The organism is Stenotrophomonas sp. Ste86, from assembly GCF_024519465.1.
Taxonomy (GTDB): Bacteria; Pseudomonadota; Gammaproteobacteria; order Xanthomonadales; family Xanthomonadaceae; genus Stenotrophomonas.
In genome coordinates this window covers 17,106-41,308 of the sequence record NZ_JALJRW010000029.1, presented here as the reverse complement: position 1 = coordinate 41,308, position 24,203 = coordinate 17,106, and the positions used below count along the sequence as shown (strand labels likewise).

Sequence of the window (24,203 nt, the reverse complement as noted above, 5' to 3'; positions counted from 1 at the left end):
CCATGGATGGCAACACCGAGCCCCCAAGGACGGGTTTACGGCGTGTCCCGGCAACCCACCCGCACCGCGCCAGCCCAGCCACCGCCCACACAGGACGCCGTTGCGGTTGACATTGACGTTGACGTTGGCGGTTGACGTTGGCGGTTGGCGGTTGACGTTGCCTTTTGCCTTTACCAACACACACCCCACAACACCCCACACCCCCACCACCGGATAAACTGTCAGCCACTGTCACGCGGGTTGCACCATGTCCGACATTCTCAGCCGCACCCATGCCGTTGCCCTGGACGCCGCCGATCCCCTGCGCGCCATCCGCAGCGAATTCATCTTCCCCCAGCACAACCATCGCGACCAGACCTACTTCGTCGGCAACTCCCTCGGCCTGCAACCGCGTGGCGCCCGTGCCGCCGTCCAGGACGTCATGGACAAATGGGCCAGCCTGGCCGTCGAAGGCCACTTCACCGGTGACACCCAGTGGCTGCGCTACCACCGCCTGGTCAGCGAACAGCTCGCCCGCATCGTCGGCGCCCTGCCCAGCGAAGTGGTTGCCATGAACACCCTCAGCGTCAACCTGCACCTGATGATGGTCAGCTTCTACCGGCCCACCGCACAGCGACCGGCCATCCTCATCGAAGCCGGCGCGTTCCCCACCGATCGCCACGCGGTCGAATCGCAGATCCGCTTCCACGGCTTCGACCCGGCCACCGACCTCATCGAAGTCCAGCCTGACGAACCCAACGGCACCATTTCCCTGAAGGCCATCGAACGCGCCATCACCGAACACGGCCCGCGCCTGGCGCTGGTGCTGTGGCCCGGCGTGCAATACCGCAGCGGCCAGGTGTTCGACCTCGACGCCATCACCCGCATGGCGCGCCTGCAGGGCGCCCGCATCGGCTTCGACCTGGCCCACTCCGTCGGCAACGTGCCGCTGCAACTGCACGACATCGCCCCGGATTTCGCCATCTGGTGCCATTACAAGTACCTCAACGCCGGCCCCGGCGCCGTCGCCGGCTGCTTCGTCCACGAACGCCATCACCGCGACACCACCCTGCCCCGCTTCGCCGGCTGGTGGGGCCATGAGGAAGCCACCCGCTTCAAGATGGCCCCGCAGTTCGTGCCCACCGCCGGCGCCGAAGGCTGGCAGCTCAGCAACCCGCCGGTGCTCGGCCTGGCACCGCTGCGCGCTGCCCTGGACGTGGTCGACAAGGCCGGCGGCATCGCCGCCCTGCGCGAGAAATCGTTGCGCCTGACCGGCCTGCTCGATGCCCTCGTGCGCGCCCGCCTGCCGCGGGTGCTCGAAGTGCTGACCCCAAGCGAACCCGAACGCCGCGGCTGCCAGCTCTCGCTGCGCGTCATCGGCGGGCGCGAGCGCGGCCGCAGCCTGTTCGAGTACCTGCAGACCGTCGGCGTACTCGGCGACTGGCGCGAACCGGACGTCATCCGCATCTCGCCCACCCCGGCGTACAACCGTTACCAGGACCTGCACCACTTCATCGACGAAGTGGACGCCTGGGCCGGCCACTAAGCCGCGCCCCCTCCCCCTTGCGGACACCGACTTGATCGCTACCCCCTCCCGCTCGTTGAGCATCATCGGCGCTGGCCTGGCCGGCTCCCTGCTCGCCATCCTGCTGTCCCGCCAGGGCTGGCGGATCACCCTGTACGAACGCCGCGGCGACCCGCGCATCAGCGATTACGAGTCCGGCCGCTCGATCAACCTGGCCCTGGCCGAGCGCGGCCGCAACGCGTTGCGCCAGGCCGGTGTCGAAGACGCGGTCATGGCCAAGGCGGTGATGATGCGCGGGCGCATGATCCACCCGCGCCATGGCGAGCCGCAGCTGCAGCGCTATGGGCGCGACGACAGCGAAGTGATCTGGTCCATCCACCGCAAGGACCTCAACACCACCCTGCTGCAGCTGGCCGAAGATGCCGGAGCCAGCGTGCACTTCCATCGCCGTCTGCACACGGTCGATTTCGACGCCGGCTACGCACGCTTCATCGACGACCGCGACGACCAGCCGCACGACATCCGCTTCGATACCCTGATCGGCGCCGACGGTGCCGGCTCGGCACTGCGCGCGGCGATGAACCGCAAGCAGCCGCTGGACGAACGCATCGACTTCCTCGACCACTCCTACAAGGAGCTGGAGATCCCGCCCACCGCCGATGGCGGCTTCCGCATCGAGGCCAACGCCCTGCATATCTGGCCCCGTGGCCACTACATGTGCATCGCGCTGCCCAACGACGAAGGTACGTTCACCGTCACGCTGTTCCTGCCCAACAAGGGCGATCCCAGCTTTGCCACCACCACCACCGGGGCCGAAGCCGAAGCACTGTTCGCACGTGATTTCCCCGATGCGCTGGCGCTGATCCCCAACCTGCGCCGCGACTGGGAAGAACATCCGCCGGGCCTGCTCGGCACGCTGCACCTCACCCACTGGCACCTGCAGGGACGCGCCGTGCTGCTCGGCGACGCCGCCCATGCGATGGTGCCCTTCCACGGCCAGGGCATGAACTGCGCGTTCGAAGACTGCGTGGCGCTGGCTGGCCACCTGCTGGAACAGGACTCGCTGGGCGACGCCTTCGCCGCGTTCGAAGCGGATCGCAAGCCGAATGCCGAAGCCATCCAGCAGATGGCGCTGGAAAACTATCTGGAGATGCGCGACCGTGTCGCCGACCCGGCGTTCCTGCTGCAGCGTGAGCTGGAACAGGCGCTGCAGGCGCGCTGGCCGACCCGTTTCGTGCCGCATTACACGATGGTGACCTTCCTGCACACGCCCTACGCGGTAGCGCTGGAGCGCACCGAACTGCAGCGGCGCATCCTGGAAGAGGCCACCGCCGGGCACGACAGCCTGGACCACATCGACTGGCCTGCACTGGAGCGCATCGTGCACACGCAGCTGCCCGTACTGGAGGGCGCACACTGATGGCAGACAGCTTCCTGTTCTACGACCTGGAAACCTTCGGCCAGGACCCGCGGCGCACCCGCGTGGCGCAGTTCGCTTCGATCCGCACCGATGCCGAGCTGAACATCATCGAGACGCCGGTCAGCTTCTACGTCAAGCCGGCCGACGATCTGCTGCCCTCGCCGGTGGCCACGCTGATCACCGGCATCACCCCGCAGCACGCGCTTGCCACCGGCGTCAGCGAGGCCGAGGCGTTCTCGCGCATCAACGACCTGATGGCGCGACCGGGCACCTGCTCGCTGGGCTACAACACGCTGCGCTTCGATGATGAGTTCGTGCGCCACGGGCTGTTCCGCAATTTCTTCGATCCCTACGAGCGCGAGTGGCGCAACGGCAACTCGCGCTGGGACCTGCTGGACATGATGCGCCTGCTGCACGCGCTGCGCCCCGAAGGCGTGGTCTGGCCGCAACGCGAGGATGGTGCCACCTCGTTCAAGCTTGAACACCTGGCCACCGCCAACAACGTGCGTCAGGGCGACGCACACGAGGCCCTGTCGGACGTGCACGCCACCATCGGCATGGCACGCCTGTTCAAGCAGGCCCAGCCGCGCCTGTGGGACTACGCGCTGAAGCTGCGCGACAAGCGCTTCGTCGGCAGCCTGCTCGACGTCGATGCGTTGCAGCCGGTGCTGCACATCTCGATGCGCTATCCCGCCCAGCGCATGTGCGCCGCACCGGTGCTGCCGCTGGCGCGGCACCCGTACATCAACAACCGCATCATCGTGTTCGACCTGGAGGGCGACATCGATGCACTGCTCGCGCTGCCGGCCGAAACCATCGCCGCGCGCCTGTACACCCGCGCGGCGGACCTGGCCGAGGGCGAACAGCGCGTACCGCTCAAAGAAGTGCACGTCAACAAGGTGCCGGCGCTGGTCGCCTGGAACCACCTGCGCGCCGCCGACCATGCCCGCCTCGGCCTGGACGTGGCCGCGATCGAGGCCAAGGCCGCACGCCTGCGCGAACTTGCCCCGGCATTGGCCGAGAAGGTGCGGCAGGTATTCGGTGGCGAACGCGTGTTGCCGCCGAGCGATGTCGATGCCTCCCTGTACGACGGCTTCCTTGCCGATGGCGACAAGGCGCTGATGACCCGCATCCGCACCAGTCCCCCGACGGAACTGGCCAGCTTCGCCGAGCGCCTGCGCGATCCGCGCATGCCTGAACTGCTGTTCCGCTACCGGGCGCGCAATCATCTGCCGACCCTGGATGCGGCCGAGCGCACCCGCTGGAACGACTACCGTCGCCAGCGCCTGCTCGGGGATGCCGCACTGGGCGAGCAGAACCTGCCGCAGTTCCGGCAACAGCTGGACGCGCTGACCACCGAACATGCCACCGACCCCGTCAAACTCGCCCTGCTGCAGCAGCTGCGCGATTGGGGCACCGACCTGGAGCAGAGCCTGTGAGCACCTATTTCAGTCCGAAGAGCTTCACCTTCCTGCGCGGCCTGGCCCGCCACAACGACAAGACCTGGTTCAACGAGCACAAGCCGCAGTACGAAGAGCATGTGCGCCAGCCGTTCCTGCGCCTGATCGCCGACCTGCAGCCGGACCTGGCGGCGGTGAGCGAACACTTCCGCGCCGATCCCCGTGGCGTGGGTGGCTCGCTGTTCCGCATCTATCGCGACGCGCGCTTCTCCAACGACAAGTCACCCTACAAGAGCTGGCAGGGCGCGCGCCTGTTCCATGAGCGCCGCAAGCAGGTACCCGCGCCGTCGTTCTACATCCACCTGCAGCCGGGCGAGAGTTTTGTCGGTGCCGGCCTGTGGCATCCCGAGCCGGCCACGCAGCGCAAGGTGCGGCATTTCATCGTCGACAACCCGGGCAGCTGGAAGGCCGCCGCGCACTCGCCGGTGCTGCGGAAGAAGTTCGACTTCGAGCAAAGCGAGAAGCTGGTGCGCCCGCCGCGTGGCTTCGAGCCGGACTTCGAGTTCATCGACGACCTCAAGCACCGCAACTGGGTGTTCTGGCGTTCGCTGGACGACGCCACCATGACCGGGCCGCGCCTGCGCCAGACCATCGCCGCCGACCTAGTCACCCTGGGTCCGTTCGTGGACTACCTGTGCGCCGCGCTGGACCTTGAATTCTGAGCACGATGGCAACCCCCTACCCCCTCCCGCGGCGGCCACTGGGCCGCAGCGGCCTGCAGGTATCGCAGATCGCCCTGGGCTGCTCCGGGTTCTGGGGCAACCGCCGTTTCGCCGAGGCCGAGGCCGAACGCATCGTGCGGCGTGCGCTGGAACGCGGGGTCAACCTGTTCGACACCGGCCACAATTACTCGGCCTTCAACGCCGAACCGCGGCTGGGCCGGATCCTGCAACGCGCCTTCGCCAACCATCCGCGCGATGGCCTGGTGATCTCCAGCAAGGGCGGCACGCTGACCGGCCAGGCCGGGGTGAGCGGCGCCGAACAACGCGATTTCTCCCCGGAGGCGATCGAGCGCAGCTGCGCCGCCTCACTGCGCAACCTGCACTGCGATCATCTGGACATCTTCCAGCTGCACGGCATCGGCCTGGCGCAGATCAACGATGAACTGCTCAGCGCACTGGCCCGCATGCGTCGCAACGGCATGTTCCGCCTGCTCGGCATCAATACCCACACCGGCGCGACCATGCAGCATCTGGTCGACCACCCGGCGCTGTTCGATGTCGCGCTGATCGACTACAACGCGCTGCAGCAGGACCGCGAGCCGCTGATCACGGCCATGCACGATGCCGGCATCGGCGTGCTGGCCGGCACCGTATTGGCACAGGGCCATCTGCTCCCGGCACGGCCCCGCGTGCCGCGTCTGGCCGATGCCTGGTACCTGGCGCGCGCCTGGCTGAAACCGTCCAGCCGCCAGTTGATGCGTAGTGCACGCGACATGCAGCGCGCTGTGGCCGCGATACATTCACAGACCCCCGCGCAGACCGCGTTCGCCTATGTCCTGCAGCATCCTGGCATCGCCAGCGGCGTACTCGGGACCACCCGCGTGGGGAACCTAGAGCAGATCCTGGACACCCGGGTGGATGCGCTGCAGCCGGACGAACGCGCACGCCTGGTCGCCGCGTTCCAGCGTGGCGGCGGTTCGCCCAGCCAGTAGTGTTCACACCGGCTGACACGCACTGCGGCAAGCTCGGCGCAGTGCCTTTCGACGATGCGTGACGAATGAAGAAACTGCCCTGGTTGTTGCTGGCCCTGCTGCTGTTGCTGGCAGGCATCCTGTTCAGCGGCCCGTACCTGACCGTGCGCGGACTGGCCCAGGCCATCGAGGCGCGCGATACCGCCAAACTCGACCGCTACGTCGACTTCCCGATGCTGCGCGCCAACCTGCGCGCGCAGCTCAACGACTATGTGGTCCGTCGCGCCGGGCCGGACGTGCAGTCCAACCTGCTGGGCGCGCTGCTGCTCTCGGCGAGCGAGACGCTCACCGGCACCGCGGTGGATGCGATGGTGACCCCGACCGGGATCGGCGCGCTGATGGAAGGCCACACCCTGTGGAAACGCGCCAGCAACGACCTGGAAAGCAACGACACCTACGCCGCGCCGCGCAAGCCGCGGCCGCTGCAGGGGGCCGAGCACCATTTCGAGTCGCTGTCGCGCTTCACCGCCACCACCCGTACCGCGCAGGGCGAGCCGGTGGTGTTCGTGCTGCAGCGGTCGGGCCTGCGCTGGAAGCTGGTGGATATCCGCCTGCCGCTGGGCAACGAAGAAGCCACCCCGCCGATGGTGTTGCCGGTCCGTTAGCCCCCCACCGTGGGTGGGAAGACCACGCGCCGATCAGCCGTCGTTGGCCACGCCATGCGGCACGTGCCCGGCCGCCACGCTCTGGTGCTGACGGGCGCTGTCGATGTTGTGCTGCGAGTCGTCGAAGAAGATATCCGCCCCGAACGCTTCCAGGAACGGCCCCTTGTGGCGGCCGCCCAGGAACAGGGCCTCATCCAGGCGCACGCCCCACTCGCGCAGGGTGCGGATCACCCGCTCATGCGCCGGCGCCGAACGCGCGGTGACCAGCGCGGTACGGATCGGCGCGTCCTCGCCGGACGGGAACACCGCCTGCAGCGTGTGCAGCGCCGAAAGGAAATTGCGGAACGGGCCGCCACTGAGCGGCTCGCGCGCGTTCTCGCGCTCGTGCCGGCCGAAAGCTTCCACGCCCTGCTCGCGCGAGATGCGCTCGCTCTCATCGCCAAAGATCACCGCATCGCCATCGAAGGCGATGCGCAGCTGACCCAGCGGACGCCCCATGTCCACCTGCTCGGCCGCGGCGATCGTCTCGCCCGGTGGCTTGGGCAGGATGGTGGCGGCAGCGATGCCGTGCAGCAGCGCGCGGCGCACCGATTCGGGATTGGCCGACAGGAACAGATCGGTGCCGAACGGCTTCACGTACGGCCAGGTCGGTTCGCCGGCGGTGAACGTGGCGCGGATGATGCCCAGGCCGTAATGCTGGATCGAGTTGAAGATGCGCAGCCCGGTATCGGCCGAATTGCGCGAGAGCAGGATCACTTCCACCCGCGGCGACTCCGGCGACTGGCCCTGGTTGAGGGCCAGCAGCTTGCGCACCACCGGGAACGCCACGCCCGGGCGCAGCACGTCATCCTCGTGCTTGCGCTGGTACTCGGCGTAGGCATCCACGCCCTCGGCCTCGAACAGCGCGTGGCCTTCTTCCAGGTCGAACAGCGCGCGCGAGGTCACCGCGACGGTCAGCAGACGGGGGGTGTTGTCGCCCATGGCACTCAGCAATCCAATGCGGCCGCAGCGGCCGGCCAGCCATTGTCCCACAGTGCGCGGCCGCCACGGCCAGGCCGGCTCAGAACATGAACTGTTCGCTGAGGATACGGTCTTCCAGGTTGTGCTCCTGGTCGAACAACAAGGTCACCCGGCGCTCGCGCGACTCGCGGATGGTCACCTCGACCACGTCGCGGGTCTCGTGCGAATCGGCAGTGACGCTGACCGGGCGCTTGTAGGGATCCAGCACGCGGAAGCGCACTTCGGTATCGGCCTTGAGGATCGCACCGCGCCAGCGACGTGGGCGATACGGGGCCAGCGGCGTCAGCGCGATGGTGTGCGAGCCCAGCGGCAGGATCGGGCCATGCGCGGAATAGTTGTAGGCGGTGCTGCCCGCCGGCGTGGCCACCAGCACACCGTCGCCGATCAGCTCGGCCACGCGCTCCTGGCCGTTGAGGTCCACGCCGATATGCGCGGCCTGGCGGGTCTGGCGCAGCAGCGAGACGTCGTTGTAGGCCAGCGATCCGGTGCTGGTGCCTGATTCGGTCAGCGCCAGCATCTCCAGCGGCCGCAGGTGCGCCGGCTCGGCCGCGTCCAGCCGCGCCGGCAGGTCGTCGTCACGGAACTGGTTCATCAGGAATCCCACCGTGCCCAGCTTCATGCCGAACACCGGCTTGCCCAGCGCCGCGTAGCGATGCAGGGTCTGCAGCATGAAGCCATCGCCGCCCAGCGGGCACAGCACGTCGGCCTGCTCGGGCGTGCACGCGCCATAACGGGCCAGCATCGCGGCCAGGGCCTGCTGCGCGGCCTCGGTGTTGCTGGCCAGGAAGGCGATACGGGGGGTGTCGCTCATCGGTGGATCCGGGTGGGGTATGCCAGCAAGAGCATACCCGGTCGTGCCGGCCACTGACCGGATACGCGTCCGCGCCGACAGGTCCATGCGACTACCGCCCAGACGCTGGCACGACCGGAAACGAAAACGGCCCCGCGATTGCGGGGCCGTTTCCTTTTCATGCCACCGGGCAGCCCCCGGCGCTATCGCTTACGCGCCGTGTGCGGCCAATTGGCCCAGACGCTGGACGGCGACCGACACGGTCGGGTAGTCCAGCGTCTTCTGCTCGGCCAGTTCGGCCAGCATCGACAGCGTGAAGCGCAGGCTGCTGTCGTCGCGGCCGATCCAGGCAGCGACCTTGGCTTCGGCGCTGGCACCCTTCATCGACAGCACCTGGGCAGCCAGGTTGCGGTGATGGGCAGCCAGCTCGTCGCGCAGCACGCCACGGGCCACGGCGTGCCAGCGGCCGTTGACCTCCAGCGCGTCGATCTGCTCGAACAGCCACGGCAGCTGCAACGCGTCGCCCAGGCGGAAGTGGACCTTGGAAACGTCCACCGGCTTGAGCTTGCGGGTCCGGGCCAGCTCGATGATGTCGAACGCCGGTTCCAGGAACTGCAGCTCGGACAACTGCTGCGCCAGGGCCGGCGGCAGGCCCTTCTCCTTCCACTCGGCCACGCTGGCCTCGTAGGACGGACGCTGCGAATCGGGCAGCACGCCGGAGGCGACGCGGATGTCGTTGAAGGCCGCCTGGTAGCGGTTGACCGCCTCGGTGATGCCGGGCATGGCGCCCGGGCGCGACAGCAGCCAGCGCACGAACGAACGCTGCAGCTTCCAGATCACTTCCAGCGCGTCGATCTGCACCGACTCCGGCAGCGTGCCGTCGAGGGCGTCGATCTGTGCCCACAGCGCGCGCGCGTCCAGCGTTTCACGGCTGATCGTGTACGCCTTGGCGACCTCGGCCACGGTGCGGCCGGTGTCTTCCTGCATGCGCATCAGGAAGGTGGCGCCCATCCGGTTGATGGTCTGGTTGGTCACGGCCGTGGCGATGATTTCGCGCTTCAGGCGGTGACGCTCCATCGCATCGGCGTACTTCTTCTGCAGCGGCGTGGGGAAGTAGCGCTGCAGTTCCTTGGACAGGTACGGATCTTCCGGGATGTCCGATTCCAGCAGCTGCTGGAAGGCCACCAGCTTGGAATAGGACAGCAGCACCGACAGTTCCGGACGGGTCAGCCCCTGGCCACGTGCCTTGCGCGCGGACAGCTCGGCATCGGAGGGCAGGAACTCGATCTGGCGATCGAGCAGGCCCTGCTGCTCCAGCGTGCGGATGAAGTGCTGCTTGGAGCCCAGGCGCTTGACCGCCATCCGCTCCATCAGGCTCAGGGCCTGGTTCTGGCGGTAGTTGTCGTTGAGCACCAGCGCGGCCACTTCGTCGGTCATCGACGCCAGCAGCTTGTTGCGCTGTTCAACGGTCAACTTCTTGGCCCGCACCACATCATTGAGCAGGATTTTGATGTTGACTTCGTGGTCGGACGTATCCACACCGGCCGAGTTGTCGATGAAGTCGGTGTTGAGCAGCACGCCGGCCTGCGCCGCTTCGATGCGGCCCAGCTGAGTCATGCCCAGGTTGCCGCCCTCGCCCACCACCTTGCAGCGCAGCTCGCCACCGTTGACGCGCAGTGCGTTGTTGGCGCGGTCGCCGACATCGCTGTGCTGCTCGGTCGACGCCTTGACGTAGGTGCCGATGCCGCCGTTCCACAGCAGGTCCACCGGCGCCTTGAGGATGGCGCTCATCAGATCGTTGGGCGACATCGCCTTGACGGTGTCCTCCAGGCCCAGCGCCTCACGCACCTGCGGGGTGATCTCGATGGACTTCAGCGAGCGCGGGAAGATGCCACCGCCCTTGCTGATCAGCTTGGCGTCGTAGTCGGCCCAGCTCGAGCGCGGCACGGTGAACAGACGTTCGCGTTCGACGAACGTGCTGGCCGCATCCGGATTCGGGTCCAGGAAGATGTGGCGGTGATCGAACGCGGCCACCAGGCGGATGTGGCGGGACAGCAGCATGCCGTTGCCGAACACGTCGCCGGACATGTCGCCGACGCCCACCGTGGTGAAATCCTGACTCTGGCTGTCACGGCCCAGCGCACGGAAGTGGCGCTTGACCGACTCCCACGCACCGCGTGCGGTGATGCCCATGCCCTTGTGGTCGTAACCCACCGAACCACCGGAGGCGAACGCATCGCCCATCCAGAAGCCGTGCGCGATGGCCAGGCCGTTGGCGATGTCGGAGAAGGTCGCAGTGCCCTTGTCGGCGGCCACCACCAGGTACGGGTCGTCCATGTCGTGGCGGACCACGTCCACCGGCGGCACGATCTTGTTGTTGACGATGTTGTCGGTGATGTCCAGCAGGCCCTGGATGAACAGCTTGTAGCAGGCCACGCCGTTGGCGAACACGGCATCGCGGTCGCCGTTCACCGGCGGCATCTTGGCGAAGAAACCGCCCTTCGCGCCGACCGGCACGATGACCGTGTTCTTGACCATCTGCGCCTTGACCAGGCCCAGCACTTCGGTCCGGAAGTCTTCACGACGGTCCGACCAGCGCAGGCCACCACGGGCCACGGCACCGAAGCGCAGGTGGGTGCCTTCCACGCGCGGGCCATATACGAAGATTTCGCGGTACGGGCGCGGCTTGGGCAGGTCCGGCACCAGCGCCGAATCGAACTTGAAGCTGATGACGTGGCCCGGACGGCCTTCCGCATCGGTCTGGTAGTAGCTGGTACGCAGGGTCGCGTCGATCACGCCCATGAAGCTGCGCAGGATGCGGTCTTCATCCAGGCTGGACACGCGGTCCATCAGCTTCAGCAGCGCGTCGCGCGCGGCATCCATCTGCACGGTGCGGTCGCCCTTGCGCGCATCGACCACGGTCTTGAGCACCTTCAGCGTAGCCTCGTCGCCGCCGGCAAGCACGGTCAGGTGCGCGCGCAGCTCGGCCTGGCCCTCGGCGATGGCGTCCTTGCTCTCGTGGCCGGTGGCCGGATCGAAGCGGGCTTCGAACAGTTCCACCAGCAGGCGCGCCAGCAGCGGGTAACGGGTGAAGGTGCCTTCCACATAGGCCTGCGAGAACGGCACGCCAGTCTGCAGCAGGTACTTGCAGTAGCCGCGCAGCATCGCGACCTGGCGCCAGTGCAGGCCAGCGGCGAGCACGAGGCGATTGAAGCCGTCGTTTTCGGCATCGCCATGCCACACCCGGGCGAAGGTCTCGCCGAAGGCGGCATCCACGCTCGGTGCATCGATCGCACCGGCCACCGATTCCACTTCGAAGTCCTGCACGTAGACCGGTGCGTTGTCGACCGTCAGGCGGTACGGACGCTCGGCGATCACGCGCAGGCCCATGTTTTCCATCATCGGCAGCGCGTCCGACAACGGAATGTCGTCCAGCTGGCGATACAGCTTCAGGCGCAGGCCTTCGCCGCCTTCGCGTTGCACGGCCTGCAGGCTCAGGCGCAGGTCGTCCGGGCCGGTCAGCGCGTCGAGCTGGCTGACGTCGTTGGCGGCGATCTCGGTGCTGGAGTCTTCGATGTAGCCGGCCGGCAGTGCCTTGCCGATGCGGGCGGCAATGCGCAGGCCTTCGCTTTCACCGTGGCGGGCCACCAGTGCTTCACGCAGGTCGTCCTGCCAGTTGCGCAGCACCTGGGCCAGCTTCTGCTCCAGTTCGCTGGTGTCCACTTCCAGGGTCTGGCCAGCCTTCGGCCGCACGATCAGGTGCACCTGGGCCAGCGGCGATTCGCCGAGGACCACCGAGCTGTCCACGTACTCGCCCTGCAGGGCGTCCTTGAGCATCGCTTCGATGCGCAGGCGCACATCGGTGTTGAAGCGTTCGCGCGGCAGGTAGACCAGCGCGGAGATGAAGCGGCTGTACTTGTCGCGGCGCAGGAACAGGCGGCTGCGCACGCGCTCCTGCAGACCCAGCACGCCCATCGCGGTGCGGAACAGCTCGTCTTCACTGGACTGGAACAGCTCTTCGCGCGGCAGCGTTTCCAGGATGTGGCGCAGGGCCTTGCCGCTGTGGCTGCTCGGGGCCAGGCCCGACTGGCTCATCACGTATTCGTGGCGCTGGCGCACCAGCGGGATTTCCCACGGGCGGCGGTTGTAGGCGCTGGAGGTGAACAGGCCCAGGAAGCGCTGCTCGCCGATGATCTTGCCCTTGGCGTCGAATTCCAGCACGCCGATGTAATCCATGTAACCGGCGCGATGCACGCGCGAACGGGCATTGGTCTTGGTCAGGATCAGCGCGTCCTTCAACCCGGTGGTGGCGTTGAGGCCCTGCGCGGCCAGCGTCTTGACCGGACGGGCAGCGGAGGTGTCCTTGCCGCGCATCAGCCCCAGCCCGGTCGCATTGAGCGGGGCCAGCACGTCTTCCTTGCCCTGCTTCTCCACGCGGTACTCGCGATAGCCGAAGAAGGTGAAGTGGTTGTCGGCAGCCCAGCGCAGGAACTCCTGTGCCTCGTCGCGCGAGGCGGCGTCGATCGGCAACTGGCGGGTGCCCAGGTCGTCGGCCAGGCTCTTGGCCTTGCTGCGCATGGCATCCCAATCGCCGACGATGGCACGCACCTCATCGAGCGCCTTGGTGATCGCCTGCTCGACGTCGGCCATGGCGTCGGCCGGCTGGCGGTCGATCTCCAGCAACATCACCGATTCGGGATTGCCCTCGCCCACGCCGGCCAGCTTGCCGGCCTTGTCACGGCCGAAGCGGATCACCGGGTGGCCCAGGACATGCACGCCGATGCCATGCTCGGCCAGCGACATGGTGACCGTGTCGACCAGGAACGGCATGTCGTCATTGACGATCTGCAGCACGGTATGCGGCGATTCCCACCCATTGCCCTTCAGGCTCGGGTTGAACACGCGCACGTTGGCCTTGCCAGGCTTGCGGGCACGCGCGAACTCCAGCGTGTCGGCGGCAAGCGCAGCCCACTCTTCGGCGGTGTGGTGCGGGAACTCGTCCGCCTCCATGCGCTTGTAGAAGTCGGCGGCGAACGCCACTGCCTCGGCCTGCCCGGCGGACGGGTAGCGCTTGCGCAAGGCCGTGTACACCGGCTCCAGCGAGAAGCCCACTGGCGAAACAGTCTGCGTATCGGCTGGTTTGGATTTGTTTTTCACGGTCTTGGCTGCTGGTTTTTGCGGTTTCATGGCAGAGCGGTGCGTGTTGCTCAGTTGGGAAAATGAAATTGTAGGCCTACCGCACAAAAATACCTTGCTGCAGGACGGAATAAGGCAATTCGGGTTGGGTGGCGTTTACATCACGCGCATCGGCATGCTCGTCAATTCGCACGAGTACGGATAGCAGCGTGAGAGTTCTACGCAACGCAGCATCGGCCGAATCTGTGGCAACTTGACGATGGGTATCAAAAGCGGTCAAAACACAAGACTTCTCCAATTCTGAACTGGACGGTATAGTCCACCGCGTGAATCCCCCCCACCCCGCCGCCAGTTGCCTGGATGCGCGCGACCAGCGCGTGTTCGATGCTGTGCGTGACCTGTTCGCCACCCAGGGCATGCAGATCAGCATGGAGGCGGTGGCGCAGCAGGCCGGGTGTTCCAAGCAGACGCTCTACAGCCGCTATGGCAGCAAGCAGGAACTGTTGCGCCGGGTGATGCAGCGGCACGTCAGCCGGGCCACTGCCGGGCTGCACAGCCTGGACGAGGGCGACCTGCGCGGCAGCCTGCTGCAGTTCGCCACCGACTACCTCGAACACTGCAACCAGCCCCACGTGGCCCAGGCCCGGCGCCTGATCGCAGCCGACTCCGGCCAGTTCCCCCAGGAAGCCCGCGCGCTGTACCGCGACGGCGCCGGGGCGCTGGTCCTTCACGTCGCTGAATGGCTTGAGAGCCGCATGGCCCTGGGCCAGCTCGGGCATGACGACCCGCACTTCATGGCCGAACTGCTATTGAGCATGATCGCCGGCTTGGATTTCGAGAAACAGCGCTTCCATACCCCCCACCGGGAGGACGCCGCCATGCGCCACCGCTGGGCAGAATTCTCCGTTGACAGCTTCCTGCGCGCGTTCGCCACGCCGGAATCCGCCGCGGCTCCGCATTCAAACCAACACCGGAGTTTTTCCTGATGATCGCCCCACTCCGCACCCTTGCCCTGACGTGCGCAGTTGCTGTTGCACTGACCGCCTGCAAGAAGCCAGAGCAGCAGACGCCCCCGCCGCCGGAAGTGGGCGTTATCGAAGCCAAGCCGCAGACCCTGCCGCTGCAGCGTGAGCTGGTCGGCCGTCTGTCGCCGTTCCGCAGCGCCGACGTGCGCGCCCGCGTGCCGGGCGTGCTGCTCAAGCGCGTCTATCAGGAAGGCGCCGACGTCAAGCAGGGCCAGGTCCTGTTCCTGATCGACCCGGCGCCACTGCAGGCCTCGTTGAACGCCTCCCAGGCCGAGCTGGCCTCGGCCCAGGCCAGCTATGCCAACGCCAAGGCCGCCGCCAACCGCGCCCGATCGCTGGCCCCGCAGCAGTACGTATCCAAGTCTGACCTGGACGCCGCCGAGGCCACCGAACGCACCGCCTCAGCGGCCGTGCAGCAGGCCCAGGCCGCCCTGACCAGCGCGAAGATCAACCTCGGCTATGCCGAAGTCACCGCGCCGATCAGCGGCCGCGCCGGCAAGCAGCAGGTCACCGAAGGCGCGCTGGTTGGCCAGGGCGATGTGACCCTGCTCACCACCGTGGACCAGCTCGATCCGCTGTACGTGAACTTCTCGATGAGCGTGGACGAGCTGACCCAGATGCGCGCGGCGCAGGCCAAGGGCCAGGTGGCGCTGAGCGGTGACGGCAAGTCGACCGTGCAGGTCAAGCTGTCCGACGGCACCGTCTACGACCAGCCGGGTACGCTGGACTTCTCCTCGACCACGGTCGACCCGGCCACCGGCGCGGTGTCGCTGCGCGCGGTGCTGCCCAATCCGCAGCAGATCCTGCTGCCGGGTGCCTTCGTCAGCTTCCAGGCGACCCTGGGCGAGCGCAACAACGCTTACCTGGTCCCGCTGCAGGCACTGCAGCGCGACACCACCGGCGGCTACGTGCTGGTGGTCGGCAAGGATGGCAAGGTCGCCCGCAAGAACGTCAAGAGCGAAGGCCAGCAGGGCAGCAGCTGGCTGGTCAGCGGTGGCCTTGAACCGGGCGACCAGGTGATCGTGGCCGGTGTGCAGAAGGTCAAGGAAGGCGCGCCGGCCAAGGCGGCCCCGTGGAACCCCAACGCCGCCAACGCCAATGGCCAGGCCCCGGCAGGTGCTGCGCCGGCAGGAGCCGCTCCGGCGGCTGCCGCCAAGCCTGACGCCGCCGCCCCAGCCGACGCCGCTGCCGAAACGTCCGGCGCCGCTCCGGCTGCCGAACCGAACAAGCAATAACGGGAATCATCCGTCATGCCTAAATTTTTCATTGAACACCCGGTCTTCGCCTGGGTGGTCGCGATCCTGATCTCGCTTGCGGGCGTGATCTCGATCCTTGGCCTGGGCGTGGAGTCCTATCCAAGCATCGCACCGCCCCAGGTGACGGTGAGCGCCACCTACCCCGGCGCCAGCGCCGACACCGCCGAAAAGTCGGTCACCCAGGTCATCGAGCAGCAGCTGACCGGTATCGATCACCTGCTGTACTTCAGCTCTTCCTCGGCCTCCAACGGCCGCGTCACCATCACCCTGACCTTCGAGACCGGCACCGATGCGGACATCGCCCAGGTCCAGGTGCAGAACAAAGTGTCGCTGGCGACCCCCCGCCTGCCCACCGAGGTGACCCAGCAGGGCGTGGTGGTGGCCAAGGCCAACGCCGGCTTCCTGATGGTGGTGGCGCTGCAGTCCGACAATGCCTCCATCAACCGGGATGCGCTCAACGACATCGTCGGTTCGCGCGTGCTCGACCAGATCTCGCGTATTCCCGGCGTCGGCAGCACCCAGCAGTTCGGTTCCGAGTACGCCATGAACATCTGGCTCAACCCGGAAAAGATGCAGGGCTACGGCCTGTCGGCCAGCCAGGTGTTGGCCGCGATCAAGGACCAGAACGTGCAGTTCGCGGCCGGTTCGCTGGGCTCGGATCCGTCCCCGGAAGGCCACTACTTCACCGCCACGGTCTCGGCCGAAGGCCGCTTCAGCTCGCCGCAGGAGTTCGAGAACATCATCCTGCGCGCCAATGCCGACGGCTCGCGCGTGTTGCTCAAGGACATCGCCCGTATTGCCTTCGGTGCGAACAACTACGGCTTTGACACCCAGTACAACGGCAAGCCCACCGGTGCCTTCGCGATCCAGCTGCTGCCGGGCGCCAACGCCTTGAACGTGGCCAATTCGGTCACCGCCAAGATGGACGAACTGTCCCCGAGCTTCCCGGCCGGTGTCAGCTGGTTCTCGCCGTACGACAGCACCACTTTCGTCAAGATCTCGATCGAGGAAGTGGTCAAGACCCTGATCGAAGCGGTCGTGCTGGTGTTCCTGGTGATGCTGATCTTCCTGCAGAACTTCCGCGCCACCCTGATCCCGACCCTGGTCATCCCGGTGGCCCTGCTCGGCACGTTCCTGGGCATGAGCATCATCGGTTTCACCATCAACCAGCTGACCCTGTTTGCGATGGTGCTGGCGATCGGCATCGTGGTCGATGACGCCATCGTGGTCATCGAGAACGTCGAACGCATCATGACCGAGGAGAAGCTGCCGCCCAAGGCCGCCACCCAGAAGGCCATGACCCAGATCACCGGCGCGGTGGTGGCCATCACTGTGGTGCTGGCGGCGGTGTTCATTCCCTCGGCCCTGCAGGGCGGTGCGGCCGGCGAAATCTACAAGCAGTTCGCGCTGACCATCGCCATCGCCATGGCGTTCTCGGCGTTCCTGGCGCTGGGCTTCACCCCGGCGCTGTGCGCGACCTTCCTCAAGCCCACGCACAACGACAATCCGAACGTCGTCTACCGCACCTTCAACAAGTACTACGACAAGGTCAGCAACACCTACGTCGGCCATATCACCTCGGCGGTGAAGCATGCCCCGCGCTGGATGATCCTGTTCGTGGTGCTCACCGCGCTGTGCGGTTTCCTGTTCACGCGCATGCCGGGCAGCTTCCTGCCCGAGGAAGACCAGGGCTATGCGCTGGCGATCGTGCAGCTGCCGCCGGGCTCGACCAAGTCGCAGACCAACGCGGCGTTCGCGCAGATGCGTGGCGTGCTGGAGAAGCAGGATGGCTTCGAGGGCATGCTGCAGGTGGCCGGTTTCAGCTTCGTCGGTTCCGGCGAAAACGTCGGCATGGGCTTCATCCGGCTCAAGCCGTGGGCCGACCGCGACGTCACCGTGCCCGAGTTCATCAACAACATGAACGGCGCGTTCTACGGCATCAAGGAAGCGCAGATCTTCGTGGTCAACCTGCCCACCGTGCAGGGCCTGGGCCAGTTCGGCGGCTTCGACATGTGGCTGCAGGACCGTGGCGGTGCCGGCTACGACCAGCTGACGCAGGCGCGCAACATCCTGCTCGGCAAGGCCGCACAGGAAAGCGACCTGCTGACCGGCGTGCGCCCCAACGGCCTGGAAAACGCGCCGCAGCTGCAGTTGCACGTGGACCGCGTGCAGGCGCAGACCATGGGCCTGTCGGTGTCGGACGTGTACAGCACGATCCAGCTGATGCTGGCCCCGGTGTACGTCAACGACTTCTTCTATGAAGGCCGCATCAAGCGCGTGACCCTGCAGGCCGATGGCCCGTACCGCACGGGCGCGGAGTCGTTGAACAGCTTCTACACGCCCAGCACCCTGCAGACCAATCCCGACGGCACGCAGGCGATGATCCCGCTGAGCACCGTGGTGAAGTCCGAGTGGGTGTCCGCACCGCCGTCGCTGAGCCGCTACAACGGCTATTCGGCGGTGAACATCGTCGGTTCGCAGGCCGCCGGGCGCAGCTCGGGTGAAGCGATGCAGGCGATGGAACGGATCGTCAGCGACGACCTGCCGGCCGGCTTCGGTTACGACTGGTCGGGTATGTCCTACCAGGAAATCCTGGCGGGCAATGCGGCCACCCTGCTGCTGGTGCTGTCCATCGTGGTGGTGTTCCTGTGCCTGGCCGCGCTGTATGAGAGCTGGTCGATCCCGGTGGCGGTGCTGTTGGTGGTGCCGCTGGGCGTGCTCGGTGCGCTGGCGTTCTCGCTGGCACGCGGCCTGCCCAACGATCTGTACTTCAAGATCGGCCTGATCACGGTGATCGGCCTGGCGGCCAAGAACGCGATCCTGATCGTGGAGTTCGCGGTGGAACAGCGGGCGGCGGGCAAGAACCTGCGCGAAGCGACCATCGAAGCCTCGCGCCTGCGTTTCCGTCCCATCCTGATGACCTCGTTCGCCTTCATCATGGGCGTGGTGCCGATGGCCATCTCCACCGGTGCCGGCGCCAATGCGCGTCATGCAATCGGTACCGGCGTGATCGGCGGCATGGTGTTCGCCACCTTCCTGGGTCTGCTGATGATTCCGGTGTTCTTCGTGGTGGTCCGCCGCATGCTGGGCGACAAGCTGGACGAACCGTCCAAGGAGTTCCTGGAGCGCCAGGGCGAAGCGAACACGGCGCACCGTCCGGATCGTTGATCCGGCGGTAACGCCCTGAAACGGAAAAGCCCCGGCGCGAGCCGGGGCTTTTTTGTGGGCGGTGCATTGCCAGGTGGTAGCCTTTCATCGGCGGGCGCATGTTCGGATGCATGCCTCGCTCCGGTAGTGCCGGCCGCTGGCCGGCTCCTCCAGATACGTGCCATGCACGGACCGCCTGGTTGCCGGCCAGCGGCCGGCACTACCCTGTCCTGCATGCACCGCCTGGTTGCCGGCCCGCGGCCGGCACTGCCCTGTCCTGCATGCACCGCCTGGTTGCCGGCCAGCGGCTGGCACTACCGTGCGTCAGCGCAGCAGCGCCACCGCCGCGCAGACGACCACGATCACCAGCGACGGCCACTGCATCGGCACGAAGAAGAAATGATGGCGGGCACGCTCACCCGGCGCACGTGGGCCGCGATTGAGCACCAGACCCAGCAGCACATTGATCGCCGCACCAATCCCGAATCCGACCAGCAGCTGCGTCAGTGAGGTATTGCCCTTGGCAACGGCAGGGTCGGGCCACAGCCACATCAGCAGCAGCAACGTGGCGATGGGGGTGAGCAGGGTCAGGAAACCTGCGCCTCGGTAAATCAGCATGGGATGTCCGGCAAAAAAACGAGTGCACATTCTGCCTCAATCGGCGTGCCGACCAACGGTCGGCACCTACCCCTGACGTCCACGCCTCACCATGTCGTGATCGACACATCGTTATCCATCTGTAGACGGCGCCACGGTCTTCGGTGACCCGTAGGGATACAAAAGACCCTCACGCGATCCACGCCGGATGACCGGCCCGTCGCGCTCAACGGGGGAGAAACACCATGAAGCACCGTGTTTTCGCTACCACGTCACTGTCGCTGCTGCTGGAAGCCGGACTGTTCCTGTCAGGCGACGCGCACGCCGGTGGACTTGTCGTCTGCGACAACTGCGTCAATCCACGCCAGATTGCCGCAAGCTCAGGCACCGGAACCACGCTCGTGGTCGATCTGGCCCAAGTAAAGCTCCATGGCTTCGAGGTCGAGTACGACCGTGAGCTAAAGCGCTACAGGGCCATCACTACGGCAGTTCCGTCGCCGGTATCCAGCGCCTTCCAGCGCATCATGGGGCTTGCCAATCAGGATGCATCTGCCAGTTCGTTGGGCGCGCCGCAGGCAGCAGGCAACGGGGCGGTGATCCCGGTCCACCCTGACGACCCGGGCGCGGCCAATGGCATTGTCTTTCCGGAGGAGCTCAAGGACTACAGCGCCTACGATGTCGTCCAGTCCGCCACGGGCCGCGCAAGGCTTGAGAGCCGCATCGGCGCCGCGTTCTCTGGCGCCACGACAGGCAGCACCGCATGGAATTCGATCTCCACCACGTTGTCATCGGTTGGCTTGAGCTTCGTCAGCCGCCTCTTTGGCGTCGATTCTGTGACCTACAAGATCACATGGCGCGACGGATCGCAGACCCACCTCGTGATTGAGCCGAACTCAGTGGATCAAGCACGTTACGTGAAAGGAAAGAGCCGGGACGCCCAGGGCAATCCGATTCCTGACGCATCCGCTACCGGGCCGGAGGCCGGCGATATTTTTGCCGGGGACCATTACTTCCCCGATCCCCTCACGATGCGTGAGTGGATGCAGGCCGCCAAACTGTACGGCATGCAGTTGGACGATTCCGGGATCGAGACGTTGAGGCTGCGCTGCACGTGGAACGGCGAAACGATCGCCTGCTCAAGCTGGTAGCGTGCGCCCACGGTAATCAGGCGGCGCCATTGCGGCGCCGCCCTTGGCCTGCTCAGCGCAGCCCGGTCTCGTTGCGCGCAATCACCAGCCGCTGGATCTCCGAGGTGCCCTCATAGATCTCGGTGATCTTGGCATCACGGAAGTAACGCTCCAGCGGCATTTCCTTGGAGTACCCCATGCCGCCGTGGATCTGCACGGCCTGGTGGGTGATCCACATCGCCGCTTCGGAGGCGGTCAGCTTGGCGATGGCCGCTTCGTTGCTGAAACGCTTGCCCTGGCCCTTCACCCATGCCGCGCGCAGGGTCAGCAGCAAGGCTGCGTCCAGCTTGCACTTCATGTCGGCGATCTTGGCTTGGGTCATCTGGAACGTGCCGATGGCCGCCCCGAAGGCCTTGCGGTCCTTCACGTACTCGACCGTGGCTTCATAGGCGGCGCGGGCGATGCCGATGGCCTGCGAGGCGATGCCGATGCGACCGGCGTCGAGGACGCCCATTGCGATCTTGAAGCCCTCGCCCTCCTTGCCCAGCACGTCGTCGGCGCTGGCCACGTAATCCTGGAACTCGATTTCGCAGGTGGCCGAGGCCCGGATGCCCAGCTTCGGCTCGGTCTTGCCGCGGTGGAAGCCGGCCTTGTCGGTGTCGATCATGAACGCGCTGATCCCGCGCGCGCCCTGGTCCGGGTCGGTCATCGCAAACAGCACGATGTACTTGGCGACCGGGCCGGAGGTGATCCAGCTCTTCTTGCCGTTGATCACGAAGCTGCCGTCGGCCTGCTTGACCGCGCGGCAACGCATCGCCGTGGCGTCCGAACCGGACTGCGGCTCGGTCAGCGCGAACGCACCGATGGCCTCGCCCTCGGCGATGGCGCGCACGTAGGTCTGCTTCTGCGCTTCGCTGCCGTGGGTGAGGATGCCGTTGCAGAACAGCGAGTTGTTGACCGACATGATGGTCGAATGCGCCGCGTCGCCGGCGGCGACCTCCACCATCGCCAGCACGTAGGCGATCGGGTCCATGCCCGCGCCGCCGTATTCGGCCGGCACTTCAATGCCCATCAGCCCGTTTTCTCCCAGCAGGCGGATGTTCTCCAGCGGAAACTCGCCGGTCCGGTCATGGTGCTCGGCGCTGGGCGCGATCTTTTCCTGGGCGATGCGGCGCGCAACGTCCTGCAGCATCAACTGCTCTTCGGTAAAACTGAAATCCACAACACCCTCCCGGGAACATGGTGATTTTGGCCGCGCAGCGCGCGTCCAGGTGCGGCGATTGTACCGGGGGCCGGTCAATGTCGGCTGACTTGACCCGGCACCGGCCCGGGGCGAAAATATCTCTATATCGCGATAGGTAGATATTCAATGGATCTCGAGGACTGGTCGGTCCGGCTGAAAGTGTTCGCCGACGCCACCCGCGTACGCCTGCTCACGCTGCTGGAGCAGGAAGAATTGACCGTGGCCGAGCTGTCGGCCATCACCACGCTGGCGCAGCCACGCGTGTCCACCCACCTGGCCCGGCTCAAGGAAGCCGGCCTGGTGCGCGACCGGCGTGCCGGCGTGTCGGCGTATTACCGCTTCGACGACGCCGCGCTGGACCCGGCGCAGCGTGCATTGTGGCATGCACTGAGCACCGGCAGCGACGATCCGCTGCTGCGCCAGGATGCTGAACGCGTCGCCGCCGTACTGGCCAGCCGCGCCGCCGACCAGAACTGGGCCGACAGCGTGGCCGGCGACATGGAGCGCCACTACTCCCCCGGCCGCACCTGGGAAGCGCTGGCACGCACCGCGCTGCCGCTGCTGGAAACCGGGGATGTGCTGGATATCGCCTCCGGCGACGGCGTGCTGGCTGAACTGGTGGCCCCGCATGCCAAGCGCTATGTCTGCATCGACACCAGCGCGCGCGTGGTCGCTGCCGCCAGCGAGCGACTGCGCCGGCTGGCCAACGTGGAAGTGCGCGAAGGCGACATGCATGCGCTGCCGTTCAAGGACCGCAGCTTCGACCTGGTGGTGCTGATGCATGCCCTGACCTACGCCGCCAAGCCGGCCCAGGCCGTGGCCGAAGGCGCGCGCGTGCTGCGCTCGGGCGGTCGCCTGCTGCTGTGCAGCCTGGCCCGCCACGAACACAAGGCGGCAGTGGATGCCTACGGTCACGTCAACCTGGGCTTCTCGGACAAGGAACTGCGCAAGTTCGCCGAGAAAGCCGGGTTGGTCGTGTCCAGCCTGGAAACGGTGACCCGCGAAAAACGCCCGCCGCATTTCGAAGTCATTTCGCTGATCGCCAGCAAGCCCTGAGGTCCACCCATGTCGTCGCTGCCCTGGCTCCATCCCGACCGCGTGCACGCCCTGCAGGACGCGCTCGCCCGGCGCATCCTGATCATCGATGGCGCGATGGGCACGATGATCCAGCGCCATGGGCTGCAGGAAGCGGACTATCGCGGTGAACGCTTCGCCGAAGGCTACGACAGCGCGCACGCGCATGGCCCCGGCTGCGACCACGGCACGCCGGAAGGCCACGACCTGAAAGGCAACAACGACCTGCTGCTGCTGAGCAAGCCGGAGGTGATCGCGCAGATCCACACCGCCTACCTGGAGGCCGGCGCAGACCTGGTGGAGACCAACACTTTCAACGCCACCTCGGTCAGCCAGGCCGATTACCACCTGGAACACCTGGTCTATGAACTCAACAAGGCCGGCGCCGCCGTCGCGCGCGCCTGCTGCGATGCCGTGGCGGCCACCACGCCGGGCAAGCCGCGCTTCGTGATCGGTGTTCTCGGGCCCACCAGCCGCACCGCGTCTATCAGCCCGGACGTCAACGACCCGGGGTTCCGCAACACCAGCTTCGACGCACTGCGCCAGACCTACCGCGAAGCGATCGATGGCCTGATCGACGGCGGCGCGGATACCCTGATGGTGGAAACCATCTTCGACACCCTCAACGCCAAGGCCGCGCTGTTCGCCATCGAAGAAGCCTTCGACGACCGTGGCGCACGCCTGCCGATCATGATCTCCGGCACCATCACCGACGCCTCCGGGCGCACCCTGTCGGGCCAGACCGCCGAGGCGTTCTATGCCTCGGTCGCACACAGCCGGCCGCTGTCGGTGGGCCTGAACTGCGCGCTGGGCGCCAACGACATGCGCCCGCACGTGGAAACCCTGTCGATCGTGGCCGACTGCCTGGTCAGCGCGCATCCCAACGCCGGTCTGCCCAACGCGTTTGGCGAGTACGACGAAACCCCCGAGGAAATGGCCGGCACCCTGCGCGAGTTCGCCAGCGCCGGCCTGCTCAACCTCGTTGGCGGCTGTTGCGGCACCACCCCGGCGCACATCCGCGCGATCGCCGAGGCCGTGGCCGACCTGCCGCCACGTGCCCTGCCCGGCCCGGCGCTGGAGGATGCCGCGTGAGCGTACCCGCCGAT

Annotated in this window: 16 protein-coding genes and 1 pseudogene; 12 read left to right on the top strand and 5 right to left on the bottom strand. The window is 66.7% G+C overall.

Annotated features, from left to right (window positions below):
• Window positions 1–247 precede the first annotated feature (247 nt).
• The 6 genes from kynU (at window position 248) to NR101_RS17800 (ending at window position 6,682) form a co-directional block, all read left to right on the top strand.
• Complete coding sequence (gene kynU, locus NR101_RS17825) at window positions 248–1,525, top strand: kynureninase (RefSeq protein WP_256774546.1); 1,278 nt, start codon at window positions 248–250, stop codon at window positions 1,523–1,525.
• A gap of 31 nt (window positions 1,526–1,556) precedes the next feature.
• Window positions 1,557–2,924: an NAD(P)/FAD-dependent oxidoreductase gene (locus tag NR101_RS17820; RefSeq protein WP_256774547.1), complete on the top strand. Its 1,368-nt coding sequence runs from the start codon at window positions 1,557–1,559 to the stop codon at window positions 2,922–2,924.
• Window positions 2,924–4,363, top strand: a complete 1,440-nt coding sequence (sbcB, locus tag NR101_RS17815) for an exodeoxyribonuclease I (protein ID WP_256774548.1) — start codon at window positions 2,924–2,926, stop codon at window positions 4,361–4,363. The genes NR101_RS17820 and sbcB overlap by 1 nt, the downstream gene beginning before the upstream one ends.
• On the top strand, window positions 4,360–5,046 hold the full coding sequence (locus NR101_RS17810) for a DUF2461 domain-containing protein (RefSeq protein ID WP_256774549.1): 687 nt from the start codon (window positions 4,360–4,362) through the stop codon (window positions 5,044–5,046). Before sbcB ends, NR101_RS17810 begins: the two co-directional genes overlap by 4 nt.
• A 5-nt stretch (window positions 5,047–5,051) precedes the next feature.
• Window positions 5,052–6,038: an aldo/keto reductase gene (locus tag NR101_RS17805; protein ID WP_256774550.1), complete on the top strand. Its 987-nt coding sequence runs from the start codon at window positions 5,052–5,054 to the stop codon at window positions 6,036–6,038.
• 65 nt (window positions 6,039–6,103) lie between these two features.
• Window positions 6,104–6,682: a DUF2939 domain-containing protein gene (locus NR101_RS17800; protein ID WP_256774551.1), complete on the top strand. Its 579-nt coding sequence runs from the start codon at window positions 6,104–6,106 to the stop codon at window positions 6,680–6,682.
• A 33-nt stretch (window positions 6,683–6,715) separates the two neighbouring features.
• Here the strand turns inward: NR101_RS17800 and NR101_RS17795 are convergent, their stop codons facing one another.
• From NR101_RS17795 to NR101_RS17785, 3 genes and pseudogenes are all read right to left on the bottom strand, one after another.
• The gene (locus tag NR101_RS17795; RefSeq protein WP_256774552.1) at window positions 6,716–7,663 is read right to left on the bottom strand and encodes a 5'-nucleotidase; all 948 of its coding nucleotides are present in this window, start codon (window positions 7,661–7,663) and stop codon (window positions 6,716–6,718) included.
• A 79-nt stretch (window positions 7,664–7,742) separates the two neighbouring features.
• Complete coding sequence (locus NR101_RS17790) at window positions 7,743–8,513, bottom strand: NAD kinase (protein ID WP_256774553.1); 771 nt, start codon at window positions 8,511–8,513, stop codon at window positions 7,743–7,745.
• A 189-nt stretch (window positions 8,514–8,702) separates the two neighbouring features.
• Window positions 8,703–13,595 (bottom strand): annotated as a pseudogene (locus NR101_RS17785) (NAD-glutamate dehydrogenase domain-containing protein); the annotation flags it as partial.
• Window positions 13,596–13,954: 359 nt separating this feature from the next.
• On the opposite strand from NR101_RS17785, the gene NR101_RS17780 reads away from it, so the two are divergent.
• From NR101_RS17780 to NR101_RS17770, 3 genes are read left to right on the top strand one after another with little or no spacing between them, the layout of a single operon-like run.
• Window positions 13,955–14,614 carry a TetR/AcrR family transcriptional regulator gene (locus tag NR101_RS17780; protein ID WP_256774555.1) on the top strand — a complete coding sequence of 220 codons (660 nt, stop codon included), beginning with the start codon at window positions 13,955–13,957 and terminating at the stop codon, window positions 14,612–14,614.
• Window positions 14,614–15,888 carry an efflux RND transporter periplasmic adaptor subunit gene (locus NR101_RS17775; protein WP_256774556.1) on the top strand — a complete coding sequence of 425 codons (1,275 nt, stop codon included), beginning with the start codon at window positions 14,614–14,616 and terminating at the stop codon, window positions 15,886–15,888. Before NR101_RS17780 ends, NR101_RS17775 begins: the two co-directional genes overlap by 1 nt.
• Window positions 15,889–15,903: 15 nt before the next feature.
• On the top strand, window positions 15,904–19,077 hold the full coding sequence (locus NR101_RS17770) for a multidrug efflux RND transporter permease subunit (protein ID WP_256774557.1): 3,174 nt from the start codon (window positions 15,904–15,906) through the stop codon (window positions 19,075–19,077).
• 303 nt (window positions 19,078–19,380) lie between these two features.
• Here the strand turns inward: NR101_RS17770 and NR101_RS17765 are convergent, their stop codons facing one another.
• Complete coding sequence (locus NR101_RS17765) at window positions 19,381–19,674, bottom strand: hypothetical protein (protein WP_256774558.1); 294 nt, start codon at window positions 19,672–19,674, stop codon at window positions 19,381–19,383.
• A 224-nt stretch (window positions 19,675–19,898) separates the two neighbouring features.
• Between NR101_RS17765 and NR101_RS17760 the strand changes: the two genes are divergently transcribed.
• The gene (locus NR101_RS17760; RefSeq protein WP_256774559.1) at window positions 19,899–20,801 is read left to right on the top strand and encodes a hypothetical protein; all 903 of its coding nucleotides are present in this window, start codon (window positions 19,899–19,901) and stop codon (window positions 20,799–20,801) included.
• 52 nt (window positions 20,802–20,853) lie between these two features.
• Here the strand turns inward: NR101_RS17760 and NR101_RS17755 are convergent, their stop codons facing one another.
• Window positions 20,854–22,002 (bottom strand): acyl-CoA dehydrogenase family protein, encoded by a 1,149-nt coding sequence (locus tag NR101_RS17755; RefSeq protein ID WP_256774560.1) that lies wholly within the window; start codon window positions 22,000–22,002, stop codon window positions 20,854–20,856.
• Window positions 22,003–22,149: 147 nt separating this feature from the next.
• Between NR101_RS17755 and NR101_RS17750 the strand changes: the two genes are divergently transcribed.
• Both NR101_RS17750 and NR101_RS17745 read left to right on the top strand, forming a co-directional pair.
• On the top strand, window positions 22,150–23,079 hold the full coding sequence (locus tag NR101_RS17750; protein ID WP_256774561.1) for a metalloregulator ArsR/SmtB family transcription factor: 930 nt from the start codon (window positions 22,150–22,152) through the stop codon (window positions 23,077–23,079).
• A 9-nt stretch (window positions 23,080–23,088) separates the two neighbouring features.
• The gene (locus tag NR101_RS17745) at window positions 23,089–24,189 is read left to right on the top strand and encodes a homocysteine S-methyltransferase family protein (RefSeq protein WP_256774562.1); all 1,101 of its coding nucleotides are present in this window, start codon (window positions 23,089–23,091) and stop codon (window positions 24,187–24,189) included.
• Window positions 24,190–24,203: the final 14 nt, after the last annotated feature.

Excerpts from the sequence above, each read along its gene's own strand:
- kynU (WP_256774546.1), top strand. The coding sequence starts at position 248 with ATGTCCGACATTCTCAGCCGCACCCATGCCGTTGCCCTGGACGCCGCC.
- sbcB (WP_256774548.1), top strand. The coding sequence starts at position 2,924 with ATGGCAGACAGCTTCCTGTTCTACGACCTGGAAACCTTCGGCCAGGAC.
- NR101_RS17805 (WP_256774550.1), top strand. The coding sequence starts at position 5,052 with ATGGCAACCCCCTACCCCCTCCCGCGGCGGCCACTGGGCCGCAGCGGC.
- NR101_RS17800 (WP_256774551.1), top strand. The coding sequence starts at position 6,104 with ATGAAGAAACTGCCCTGGTTGTTGCTGGCCCTGCTGCTGTTGCTGGCA.
- NR101_RS17795 (WP_256774552.1), bottom strand. The coding sequence starts at position 7,663 with ATGGGCGACAACACCCCCCGTCTGCTGACCGTCGCGGTGACCTCGCGC.
- NR101_RS17790 (WP_256774553.1), bottom strand. The coding sequence starts at position 8,513 with ATGAGCGACACCCCCCGTATCGCCTTCCTGGCCAGCAACACCGAGGCC.
- NR101_RS17775 (WP_256774556.1), top strand. The coding sequence starts at position 14,614 with ATGATCGCCCCACTCCGCACCCTTGCCCTGACGTGCGCAGTTGCTGTT.
- NR101_RS17770 (WP_256774557.1), top strand. The coding sequence starts at position 15,904 with ATGCCTAAATTTTTCATTGAACACCCGGTCTTCGCCTGGGTGGTCGCG.
- NR101_RS17765 (WP_256774558.1), bottom strand. The coding sequence starts at position 19,674 with ATGCTGATTTACCGAGGCGCAGGTTTCCTGACCCTGCTCACCCCCATC.
- NR101_RS17760 (WP_256774559.1), top strand. The coding sequence starts at position 19,899 with ATGAAGCACCGTGTTTTCGCTACCACGTCACTGTCGCTGCTGCTGGAA.
- NR101_RS17750 (WP_256774561.1), top strand. The coding sequence starts at position 22,150 with ATGGATCTCGAGGACTGGTCGGTCCGGCTGAAAGTGTTCGCCGACGCC.
- NR101_RS17745 (WP_256774562.1), top strand. The coding sequence starts at position 23,089 with ATGTCGTCGCTGCCCTGGCTCCATCCCGACCGCGTGCACGCCCTGCAG.